At 59.1% G+C, this 10,977-nt stretch carries 8 protein-coding genes; 1 reads left to right on the top strand and 7 read right to left on the bottom strand.

Going from position 1 to position 10,977, the window contains the following annotated elements:
• Nucleotides 1-8: 8 nt before the first annotated feature.
• Together EL199_RS02555 and EL199_RS02550 are read right to left on the bottom strand one after the other, a co-directional pair.
• Nucleotides 9-749, bottom strand: coding sequence for a hypothetical protein (locus EL199_RS02555; RefSeq protein ID WP_126315972.1), 741 nt, complete (start codon nt 747-749; stop codon nt 9-11).
• Between the two features lie 179 nt (nt 750-928).
• The gene (locus EL199_RS02550; protein WP_004140593.1) at nt 929-1,534 is read right to left on the bottom strand and encodes an OmpA family protein; all 606 of its coding nucleotides are present in this window, start codon (nt 1,532-1,534) and stop codon (nt 929-931) included.
• 307 nt (nt 1,535-1,841) lie between these two features.
• On the opposite strand from EL199_RS02550, the gene gyrA reads away from it, so the two are divergent.
• Entirely contained in the window at nt 1,842-4,421 is a 2,580-nt protein-coding gene (gene gyrA / locus EL199_RS02545; protein WP_040355049.1) for a DNA gyrase subunit A, read from the top strand.
• A gap of 220 nt (nt 4,422-4,641) precedes the next feature.
• Here gyrA and EL199_RS02540 read toward each other — a convergent pair whose 3' ends face one another.
• The 5 genes from EL199_RS02540 to EL199_RS02520 form a co-directional block, all read right to left on the bottom strand.
• Nucleotides 4,642-5,646, bottom strand: a complete 1,005-nt coding sequence (locus EL199_RS02540) for a PDDEXK family nuclease (RefSeq protein ID WP_040355051.1) — start codon at nt 5,644-5,646, stop codon at nt 4,642-4,644.
• An 87-nt stretch (nt 5,647-5,733) separates the two neighbouring features.
• Nucleotides 5,734-6,555 (bottom strand): class I SAM-dependent methyltransferase, encoded by an 822-nt coding sequence (locus tag EL199_RS02535; RefSeq protein WP_004140599.1) that lies wholly within the window; start codon nt 6,553-6,555, stop codon nt 5,734-5,736.
• 148 nt (nt 6,556-6,703) lie between these two features.
• Nucleotides 6,704-7,798, bottom strand: coding sequence for a hypothetical protein (locus tag EL199_RS02530; protein WP_004140601.1), 1,095 nt, complete (start codon nt 7,796-7,798; stop codon nt 6,704-6,706).
• 375 nt (nt 7,799-8,173) lie between these two features.
• Entirely contained in the window at nt 8,174-9,160 is a 987-nt protein-coding gene (mvaD, locus tag EL199_RS02525; protein ID WP_126315971.1) for a diphosphomevalonate decarboxylase, read from the bottom strand.
• Nucleotides 9,161-9,173: 13 nt separating this feature from the next.
• Nucleotides 9,174-10,967 carry a J domain-containing protein gene (locus EL199_RS02520; protein ID WP_004140606.1) on the bottom strand — a complete coding sequence of 598 codons (1,794 nt, stop codon included), beginning with the start codon at nt 10,965-10,967 and terminating at the stop codon, nt 9,174-9,176.
• Nucleotides 10,968-10,977 lie beyond the last annotated feature (10 nt).

Genomic DNA, 10,977 nt, shown 5'->3' with positions numbered 1-10,977 from the left:
TTTCTGTTTTAAGGCTTCGTTGCTGGGTTTTCCTGATCGTCTTTCATAAAATAATCCATCCCCGCCTTGATCCAGGCAGGCGTCATCACTACCGAGCCGACCGTATCTGCCGAGAGCGTCGCGGGCAGCAGCGCAATATTGCTGACGATATTGACCATATCCGTCTCGCGTTTCTGATGGCGCACCTTGATCTCTATCGGCAGCGATTTCTGGAAACGCTGGTCGTAAGGTAAATTCGGCGGTTTGATGAACATCGTCCCGTTCATCGCCAGACAGCGGCCATAGGCGGGGTAATGCCCGATTTTCTGGGATTTGAAATCCAGCGCCTGCAATTTCGCAACTTCCGCCGGGTCGGTGGTGTCATAGCGCAGGCACACTTCGCTACTGAAATGCTGCCGGTCTTTTTCGTCCAAGATGACCGGCAATGCCTGATAGTTTTTTGCCCCGCTTTTGTCTGTGAACAGGAATTGCTGCGGCAGATCGCTGGTAAATACTCGCGTCAATTCCGCCGATTCTGCTTTGTCTATCGCAAACCAATAGATTTCGCCGACCAGGATGAGTTGTCCCGCCTGCAAGGGCGCATGGTCTTCGCTGACTTGGCCGAAGGCCACCAGGTTATCGCCGCCTAGCGGTTGGTCTTCGTTTACTGTGGTCAGGGGTGGGTTTTTCGTCCATTGTTGCGCCGTCATGCAGCCGCCGAGGGCGAGCGCTGCGGCGAGGGCGGTTATTTTGGCTAAAGGGTGTTGCATTTGGGTCTCCATGAGGATGATCGCGCCATTTTACCGAAATGCGCGCTGTGGTTTTGTGGCTTATCGGTGAGGTCATATCCACCGACGGTGCAACACCGTATGAGGCTTTAAGGGGCCGCATAACCCATAAATAAAAACCCCCGCAAAGCGGGGGTGGATTAGGCGGCGATGTTCAGTGTTTACTGAGCAGCAGGTGCGGGTTGTGCAACTTGACGCTCAACGAGGCCATCAACATTGACCTCTACGCGACGGTTCTGTGCGCGGCCTTCGGCTGTCTTGTTGGTAGCGACCGGGTGGCTTTCGCCCTGACCGTAAGCTTCGATCAGTTGTGACGGTACGCCGTTTTCAGCCAAGTAGTTGGCAACGGTAGAAGCACGACGCTCAGAGAGTTTCTGGTTGTAAGCATCCGTACCTTTGGAGTCGGTGTGGCCGACTACAGTGATTTTCTGGATGTTGGCACCACGTTGGTTCAACTGGCCAGCCAGATCCTGCAGCGCTTGTTTGCCTGCCGGTTTGAGGTTGGACTTGTCGAAGTCAAAGTAGGTATCGGTACCCAGGGTGATGACTTCACGCTGCATTTCCATGACCGGAGGTGCCGGTTCGGGCGCTTGCACGCCGCAGTCACGCAGTCCCTTGTTGGCGTTTACGGTAACGCATTCGCCCCAACGGTTTTTGACCAGGTCTCCGCCACGGGAGGTCAGGTCTTCTGTTGCAGACAGATCTGCAAATGCCGGCGCTGCGACAGCAGCTACAGCGGCAAGTGCAATCAGGTTTTTAAGTTTCATATACTTCTCCCAATAACAAAACTTGCAAGTTTATTGTTAAGACTGGTGGACGGTTGTCCGTCCAAGATTGACGGCACCCGTGCCCACGAACAGGCAAGAGATACCCATCCGCGCGCAATCATAAGTGTTTTGTTGCAAAAATGCAAAGGAAAAAGCGCTGAAGTGACACATGCGGGCCCGATTCTGTTGCAAAAATGATACGAAAAGTGCCCGCGGCGGGATGGCGCAGCGAGGGTTGCCCATTCGTGATACCATAGCTCCCGTTTGCCGCGTCAGGCGGTTTTTTCACGTTATAAGGTTGAAAACAATGAGTGATTTTGCCAAAGAAGTGTTGCCGGTTCGCTTGGAAGACGAGATGCGCAGTTCGTATCTTGATTACGCGATGAGCGTGATTGTCGGCCGTGCCTTGCCGGACGCGCGCGACGGCCTGAAGCCGGTACATCGCCGCGTGCTGTTTTCCATGCACAAACAGGGCAATGCCTGGAACAAGAAATATGTGAAATCCGCGACCATCGTCGGCGACGTCATGGGGAAATACCACCCGCACGGCGACAGCGCCATTTACGACACCCTGGTGCGCATGGCGCAGCCTTTCTCGCTGCGCTATCCGCTGGTGGACGGCCAGGGCAACTTCGGCTCGCTTGACGGCGACCCGCCTGCCGCTTACCGCTACACCGAAGCGCGCATGGCGAAAATCGCGCACAGCCTGCTGACAGACATTGAAAAAGAAACCGTTGATTTCGCGCCGAACTACGACGGCAGCCAGCAAGAGCCGACTGTATTACCCACGCGCGTACCGAACCTGCTTGTCAATGGCAGCTCCGGCATTGCCGTCGGCATGGCGACCAACGTACCGCCGCACAACCTCGGCGAAACGCTGGACGCCTGCCTGCACCTGCTTGACCACCCCGACGCCGACACCAGCGCCCTGATGCGCTACCTGCCGGGGCCGGATTTCCCCACCGGCGCGCTGATAAACGGCGCCAAGGGCATCCGCGAAGCCTACGAAACCGGACGCGGCCGCATCTACATCCGCGCCAAAACCCATATCGAGACCGACGACAGCAACGGCAAACAAACCATCGTCGTGGACGAACTGCCCTACCAAGTCAATAAAGCCAACCTGCTCGGTAAAATCGCCGAGCTCGTCAAAGAAAAAAAAATCGACGGCATCACCGCGCTGCGCGACGAATCGGACAAAGACGGCATCCGCATGGTCATCGAACTGCGCCGTGGTGAAGTTGCCGAAGTCATCCTGAACAACCTCTTCCAGCTCACCCAGCTACAAATCGTCTTCGGCATCAACATGATGGCGCTGGTCGGCGGCCAGCCGCGCCTCTTGTCGCTCAAAGAAGCGCTGCAAGTCTTCATCGCGCACCGCCGCGAAGTCGTCACCCGCCGCAGCATCTATGAACTGCGCAAGGCACGCGAACGGGCGCACATCCTGGAAGGCCTCGCCATTGCCCTTGCCAACATAGACGAAATCATCGAACTCATCCGCGCCTCCGCCGGCCCGGCAGAAGCCAAAGAAGCGTTGCTGGCGCGCGGCTGGACGCCGGGACAAGTAGTGGACATGCTCGCCCGCGCCGGAGCCGAAAACTCGCGCCCGGACGGCCTCGGCAAACAATACGGCATGCGCGGCGACGCCTACCACCTCTCGCCCGAACAGGCACAAGCCATCCTCGACCTGCGCCTGCACCGCCTGACCGGCCTCGAACAAGACAAAATCATCCAAGAATTCCAGGAAATCATCCACGAAATCGAAGCCCTGCTCGAAATCCTGCAAGTACCGGAGCGCCTGCTCGCCGTCATCAAAGAAGAACTGCTCGACATCAAAAACCAGTTCAACGACGTGCGCCGCACCCAAATCCTCGATACCCACCTGAACCTCTCGCTTGAAGACCTCATCGCCGAAGAAGACCGCGTCATCACCCTCTCGCACGAAGGCTACATCAAGGCGCAGCCGCTCGCCGACTACGAAGCGCAGCGCCGTGGCGGCAAAGGCAAATCGGCGACCGCGGTCAAAGACGAAGACTTCGTCGAACAACTCATCGTCGCCAACACCCACGACACCATGCTCTGCTTCACCAACCGCGGCAAAGTCTACTGGCTGAAAGTCTACGAACTGCCGCAGGCGGGGCGCAACGCCAAGGGCAAGCCGATGGTGAACCTCTTGCCGTTTGAGCCGGGCGAACGCCTGAACGCCGTGCTCACCACGCGCGACTACCCCGAAGACCAATACCTCATCTTTGCCACCAAAAGCGGCACGGTGAAAAAAACCCCGCTCTCCGAATACTCGCGCCCGCGCAGCATCGGCATCATCGCCATCAACCTGCGCGAAGACGACGAACTGGTGGACGTCGCCCGCACCGACGGCAGCCGCGACATCATGCTCTTCTCCGACGCCGGCAAAGCCGTGCGCTTCAACGAAAACAGCGTACGCAGCATGGGACGCGACTCCACCGGCGTGCGCGGCATGAACCTGGACGACGGCCAGCGCGTCATCGCCCTCTGCGTCGTCGAAGAACAGGGCGACATCCTCACCATCACCGAAAACGGCTACGGCAAACGCACCCCGGTCGCCGACTACCCGCAAAAAGGACGCGGCACCAAAGGCGTCATCTCCATTGCGTGCAGCGCGCGCAATGGCCAGGCGGTCTGCGCCGTACAAGTCCTGGAAGACGAACACATCATGCTCGTTACCGACAACGGCACCCTGGTACGCACCCGCGTTGCCGAAATCTCGACCAGCGGCCGCAACACCCAGGGCGTGCGCCTCATCCGCACCACGGACAGCGAAAAACTCATTGCCGTCGCCAAAATCGTCGCCGAGAGTGAAGACAGCGAAGGCGATGAAGGCATGACAGAAGAAAGCGGCGAAGAATAAGTGCCTTTCCCATAAACAAAAAAGGTACGCTCCGGCGCACCTTTATTTACATTTACATACACCAACCCCGCTACCCTGTATGTAAAACCATTACTGTAGGGTGGGGCTTGCCCCACCGCTAAACTTGAATGTTCCGTTAAGGTGGGTCAAGACCCACCCTACACCTGCCTTCGGCGGCGTAGCTTATATGAGACTTTATGAGTATCGCTATATTTGCCTCTCACAGCAGGCGCGCAATATATTCGCCAAATCCTTTGATATTCAAAAAGGTCAACTCATACATGCTACTCATGGCAACGCTATCCATATCTTCTATATCTGTTGCCAAAATAATAAAATGACTGGCAGAAACATTCAGCCGTTTACGCAGCCGAATATATTTTTCAATATCGCGTCTAAATTCGCCCGACTTACACTCTACAATCACAGGCGTTTTTCTCTGGGACAACCAGACAACATCCAGCTCGTGCACGTCTTCATTAGCGAATTCAAGTTTCACATTGCGCGCACAGGAAAAAGAATAATTTTTCCCCTTCTCCTGTGCCTGTTGCAGCAATATATTTAGCGCAAACCATTCTAGCCAGGCGCCGGAAAAGAAATTTTCAATTTTACTGGCGCGCTGCAATTTCAGACGGATCACTTTATCTTGTTTCTGATAGAAATAGCCTGCAAACAAAGTGTGACTGTAAAATTGCCGACACAACTGATTTAGCGCTTGCCCGTCTTTTTGCGACATTTTCCCCAAGTCTACATTTAATCCCGTATGCTTTTTGCGGTATGACCAGTTGATCTTGCCTAACAGGTCTTCCGTTAAGGCATAGTGTTCACCCAAAGATTGCGCCGCTTCATCAAAATAGCCACTCATGTCAACCGCGCTATAATCAAATACGGCCTTGGCGTTTTGTGCCGCCAGCCAATTGGCAATCGGTTTATGCTGTTCAGCATTGGCGAGCGCAGTGGAATTATGAATATCTTCTTCCAGCCAGCCTCCATGTTCATGATTGACTTCCGGGGAATCTGATTGTTCCTGTTCCGCCTCCACAGCTTGCAAGGCTTTCAATTCTCGCACAGTCGCCATATAACGTTCCAACAATTTCTGTACAAAGAATGGCGTATCATAAACCGCAACCATATTACCGCATTGTTTGCAAGCGACGGGATCCATTCCCGCCATATAATTATGTTCAGCAACAGTACCGCATTTATTGCAACGATAGACTCCCATAGGCTCTCCTGATTTCAATTATTCTTAATTATACATTTATTCCACAATAAAAACATGGCCAAGGCTGCGTTTTTATTGGACCGTCATTCAAGGTAGCCGCACGCGCACAATATGCTGATCCATCTTGCGCCGTCCCCATTTGGTCGCATAAATCAGGCGGGCGATGAGCAGGTAGCGATGGCCACAAACGCGGCTTAGCTCGGTTTCTGCTTCCAGCTTCAGCCCCGGCAGCCATTGTTCCAGTTCGCGGTTATCTTTGAGCGACCATTTGAATTCCGGCGCTTCTTTGCCCATTTTGCCGAGGGCGTCGTGCCGTTTTGCCTTGCCGACGAGGACGGGCGGCACGATGTCAAACACCAGCGTTGCCTGCGGCAGGTGGCGGGCAAGGGTGGCCAGCCAGTCCTTGACGGTATCGGTATCGAAGTACATCAGCACGCCTTCGCACAGCAGCAGCACCGGCTTGCCGTGGGCGGCGACGGTTTGCATCCAGCTTTCGTCAAACAGGGAAATGGCGAAGTAGTGGTTTGTGCTTTCCGGCAAAAGCTGGCGGCGCAGGGTGATGACTTCCGGCAGGTCAAGGTCGTACCAGGCGGTGATTTGGGGACGGCCAAGGCGCTCGAATCGTGCATCCAGCCCGGCACCCAGCTGGACGACGACGGCGTCGGGATGGGCGGCGATGAATTTTCGTGCTTCGTTGTCAAAGATTTGCGCACGGCCACAGCAGCCAACTTGCGACATGACGATGTTTTTGAATTTGCTGAAGTCGTAGTCGATTTGCGCCAGCATCCGCGGCGCTTCGGGGTCGGTGAGCAGGCGCTCCTCGCGCTCTTGTTCGACGGCTTTTGCCCAGAGCGGGATGAGCAGGGTTTCGGAGAGGACGGTCATGTCCGGGGTGATTTTTGCGGTCATTTGAGCCTCGCGGGTTGTTGCAAATTCTTCGCATTATAGCGGACAGATATGTCTGTATCGTTATCTCCCACGGTTTTAGAGGCGGTTCAAATGCCGTTTCCCGCAGATAGCTTGGTGATGTGTGCGACGGATGCCTTCTGCGATAGCGCTATTCTGCCAAGGGGTGCAGTCCTTCAAGGTCGGGGGTGTCGCGCTGGTAGTTGATTTTCGCCCAACCGGTTTTGCCGTCTTTGTTTTGGATGAGCAGCCACAGGTCGGCGCAAAGGTCGCTGTCGCCCAGTTGTGCGTCTTTGGCACAAGGCTGGTTCGGGTCTGCGAGGAGAATACGCAGCGGCTCGCCCGCTGCGATTTTTGCCACGGTTTTTTTGCCGCCGATGCGCTCCAGCAGGCGCAGCGGGGTTTTGCGGTCGTGTGCGCCGCTGTCGGCTTTGAGGATGCCGCGGTATTGGCTGGCAAGGCCGAGGTAGTGGTAAGGCTGTTCGTTTTCCTGAATTTCGCCGTTGTGTAGTGTCCATTTTTGCCGGACGCGGTAGTAGCGGCTGTTGCTGTCGTCCGTGTCGCTGTAGATGGCGCCGTTGCCGGGTATGTAGAAGGTTTGTCCGGGCAATCCGGCGACGTTGGTGCGGCGGATTTTGCCTTGTGCGGCATTCAGGAACAGGCAGTGGTAATCGCCGCTGGCGCCGGCTGAGCAGTCGATGTGGTAGCGCGCGCCGTCCGCTTTGAGTGCGGTTTCGAGCAGGCGATCGTAGGTGGTGTAATGCGGCGCCGGTTCGTCCGCCGCTGGGTCGGGCGGCAGGCCGGGCGAGGGGGTGTCCGGCTCGGCTTCGTTGTAGTAGTAGTGGTTGTTCTGCGGTTTGCCGAGTTGGGGGTGGTAGTAGAGGTCGATGTTGAGCGTGTCGTCGTGGCGCAGCGCCAGCGCGGGGAAGGTTTCGCCGCTGTCTTCGCCCGCCTGTGCCTGCGCCCAGCCGGTGATGCCGAAGGGGGTTTTTGCGAGGGTGTGGCCGTCGGCGTCGCGCATGAGCGCGGTGATGCTGCCGCCGGCCGGGATGACGGCAATGGTGTCGCCGCCATCCGGTTCGCGGGTGAGGGTAAGGGTGGTCGCCGCGGTGGTTTCCCGGTTCAGCCAGATGAGCGGCGCGTTAGCGCTGTTTGTGGCGACGGGGTCGGTAAAGAGGGCTTCACCGTGCGCGCGAGTGATGGCAAGAGCGAGGAGGAAGGGGAGGGCGGAGGCGTTTCGCTGCATGGGGGCTCCGGCTGTGGTTTATTGTGGTTCGTTGTGGTTTTGCCGGAGATTATAGCGGGGCGGGGGCGGATGGTGCGTGGGTTTTCGTTAGGGACTATTTGCAATTTGAGTCCCCCTCCCCCGCAGGGTGAAGCCCGCAGCGGGCGGGTACCCATGCAAAATGCGTCCGCATTTTGCATGGGGCCCGGGGGAGGGTTGGGGAGGGGGTGAGCGGTGTTGTTTATGAACAGATGTCTGCATTTTCACATTCGCAGCCCTCACCCCACCCCCTCTCTCTTGCTGCGCAAGCAATACTTGTCGCTACGAGAGCAATGCTTGTCCCAGAGGGAGAGGGGCTAGTTCGCTGAATTGTAAACAGCCCCTAGGGAAAGGCGCTCACGACTGGAAGGGATTGACCCACAGCGCCTGCGGGAAGATTGCGCGCACCGCCGCTTCGTCGCGGGCGCGGCAGAGGATTTTCACGTTCGGCCCGGCGTCGATGGTGGCGTAAATTTCCAGCCCTTCGGCGCGTGCCTGCCACAGGCGGTGCAGGGTGGTGAGGGTTTGCGCTTGCAGGTAACACAGCGCCGGGCGCGCGGCGAGCATGGTGGCGTGCATGGCGAGCGCATTCGCCTCCGCCACGCTGCCGAGCGCACTGAAGTCGCGCGCGTGGATGGCCGCTTCAATGGCGGCGAGGTCGGCTTGTGCGGTCGCTGGCCAGGCGGCATAGAGCGGGCTGGTGGCGGTGGTGTGGTTCATGCCGTCGCCGCTCGCGGTTTTTTTCGCGCCGCTGTCGATTTCTACCAGGGCGATGCGCAGTTCCTGCCAGTCGCTGGCAATCGGCGCGGCGATGCTGTCGCGCCCGTCGTCGCGCGTGCCGCGTTCCCATTTGACGAAGCCGTGCCAGAGCGAGCGCGCCGCGCTGCCGCTGCCGAGGCGGGCAAGGGCGGAGAGGTCGCCTTCTGGCAGGTCGAGCTGCCAGTAGCGGGCGAGCGCGCGGGCAAGGGCGGCGAAGCCGGAGGCGCTGGAGGCCAGTCCGGCGGCGGTGGGGATGGTGTTCGTGGTTTCCACGTGTAACGGTTGCGCCGCGCCGCGCCGCCACAGGTCGATGTAGGCGAAGGTGCGGCGGTGCAGGGTGCTGTCCGCTGCGGCGTCCGTGCCGTTTAAGGTGATGCGATCGTTTGCGGCGGCGCGGACGGTGGTGTGTGTGCCGAGCGCGCCGAGCGAGATGGAGAGGCTGCCGTTTAGCGGCAGGTTGAGCGCGCGGTCGCGTTTGCCCCAGTATTTGGCGAGGGCGATGTTGGCGGGTGCGTAGGCGGCTCCGCTTTCGCCAGGGATGAGGCGGGCGGGGAGGAGGGCGGCGAGGAAGTCGGTGGGGGTCATGGGCATTTCGTGGTCAGGCAGGGTGTTTCAGATGGTACTCAATGCTGGCGATAGCGTGCAGCAGGCAGAGCAGGATAAAAGCAGTCATCACCCATTCGCCGCTGTCTTGATAGATGCGCAAGGCGAAGGCGCCGATGCCAATGGCGTTAGGCAGATGGATGGCGAGCAAGGCGAAGCGGGCGAGGGTTTGCCCCAGCGGTTCGAGGCGGCGCAGCAGACGGGGCAGCGCATAGCAGCGGTAATGGTAGCCGAGGGTTAGCGCCAGCAGCGGGCAGATGATGAGCGGCCAGAGCGTCGGTGCGTCTCCATTCACAAACATGAAGGCGGCGGGAATGGTGAGCGCACCTTGGTCAAGGAAGGCGCGGCGTGCGGTGATGTGAGCGACGGGAACGCGCCACCAGCAGAACAGGTAGAGCGCGACGCTACTAACGAAGGCGACAGGAAACCGCTCGGGGTCGCCGTTCGGTATCAGGCTGAAGGCCGTGCAGGCAAGCCAGGTCAGGGCAATGAATAGCAGCAGGCTGCGCGACGGCACAAAAGCAGGCGGCGTTTGCGCGGCGATGACCCGCTTGTATTGCCAGAGGAGGTAAAAGGCGCGAATGATGAGCCAAAGGATGGTGACGGGCGTGGTCGCGTCGTTGTCGATGCTTAGGGTGATGACAGCAATGTCTGCCAGCAGCCACCGCAGCCAGTAGGGGAAGCGGCGGTAGGCTTGGTCGAGGCCGCGCAGCGGCGGGCAGGCGCGGAACAGCAGGCGTTTGCCGTTATGGACGGGGTCGAGTGACGGCACCCACCAATCGCGGTTAGTCAGCAGTCCGATTGTCCAGAAAATGCCCGGAATCGGGTTCGGCGTGGTGAAAATGGCGATGACAGCAGTCAGCAGTAGCGCACTCATGATGAACAGGCGCAGGTGGCGGCGCCACGCCTGATGGTAAGGAAGCAGCGCGCTTTGCAGGCTGGCAAGGAGGGCGTGCCATTGGCGGTGTGCGGGAAGTTCGCTTTCTACCCGCCAGTCCTGCCAGCGCGCGCAGAACCGCTGCCAGCGCGACAGCTTCAGCCAGGCGGCGAGTTCGGGATAATGCGGCGCCAGCGCCGCGACAAAGGCGGGACGCTGGCGCAGGGCAACCAGCGCGGCGAGATAGATGCGGCGGTATTCCGCGTCATGGCTGTGGTGCAGCTGGTACTGCTCACCCGCCCAAATGGTGCTGCGCGGCAGATGGTCGCGGCTGGCAAGGTGCTGGCGCAGGGCGTCAAGGTAGTCGCTGCGCAGGTCGATGTGTTGCAGCGCCGCTTCGTCCGCTTGTGCTTGCAGGATGGCGAGCAGTTTGTCGTCGCTCGCGTCCTGCCATTCGCTTTGCAGGCGGGCGAGTAGCGCGGCGGGGTTTTCGCGGGTATCGGCAGGGCGGTCGCGGTAATCATGCGGCGCGGGGCGCTCAAGATAGGCGACGTTTTCCGGCTCGCGCAGGGTTTCCGTGATTTCCGGCGGCAGGGTGGCGATATAGCCGTAGTAGGCGGTATCGGGCGGGGTATGGGGTGTTTCCGCTGCGGCGGGCGGGCTCTGGTCGGCCATCGCTTCCGAAGCCGCATCCGGCGCGGCTTCTGCCGCACGGCGGCGCTGCATTTTTTTTTCGTGATGCGGGCGGATGTAGGCGCGCAAACGCAGCGCTTCTTCGTAAGCGGCGCGGACGGCACGGAAGCCTTCCGGGTCGCGGTCGGGGCGGTGTTCGCGGATGCGCGCGGCGTAGGCTTGTTTGATGGCGGCTTCGTCGGAGATGGGCGCGATGCCGAGGGTTTGCCAGCAGGTCATGGGGGGTCAG

It is taken from the genome of Cardiobacterium hominis (genome assembly GCF_900637305.1).
Lineage (GTDB): Bacteria > Pseudomonadota > Gammaproteobacteria > Cardiobacteriales > Cardiobacteriaceae > Cardiobacterium > Cardiobacterium hominis.
This window is presented reverse-complemented; position numbering and strand designations above follow the sequence as displayed.

Coding starts and splice junctions, on each gene's coding strand:
- EL199_RS02555 (WP_126315972.1), bottom strand. CDS start 749: ATGCAACACCCTTTAGCCAAAATAACCGCCCTCGCCGCAGCGCTCGCC.
- EL199_RS02550 (WP_004140593.1), bottom strand. CDS start 1,534: ATGAAACTTAAAAACCTGATTGCACTTGCCGCTGTAGCTGCTGTCGCA.
- gyrA (WP_040355049.1), top strand. CDS start 1,842: ATGAGTGATTTTGCCAAAGAAGTGTTGCCGGTTCGCTTGGAAGACGAG.
- EL199_RS02540 (WP_040355051.1), bottom strand. CDS start 5,646: ATGGGAGTCTATCGTTGCAATAAATGCGGTACTGTTGCTGAACATAAT.
- EL199_RS02535 (WP_004140599.1), bottom strand. CDS start 6,555: ATGACCGCAAAAATCACCCCGGACATGACCGTCCTCTCCGAAACCCTG.
- EL199_RS02530 (WP_004140601.1), bottom strand. CDS start 7,798: ATGCAGCGAAACGCCTCCGCCCTCCCCTTCCTCCTCGCTCTTGCCATC.
- mvaD (WP_126315971.1), bottom strand. CDS start 9,160: ATGACCCCCACCGACTTCCTCGCCGCCCTCCTCCCCGCCCGCCTCATC.
- EL199_RS02520 (WP_004140606.1), bottom strand. CDS start 10,967: ATGACCTGCTGGCAAACCCTCGGCATCGCGCCCATCTCCGACGAAGCC.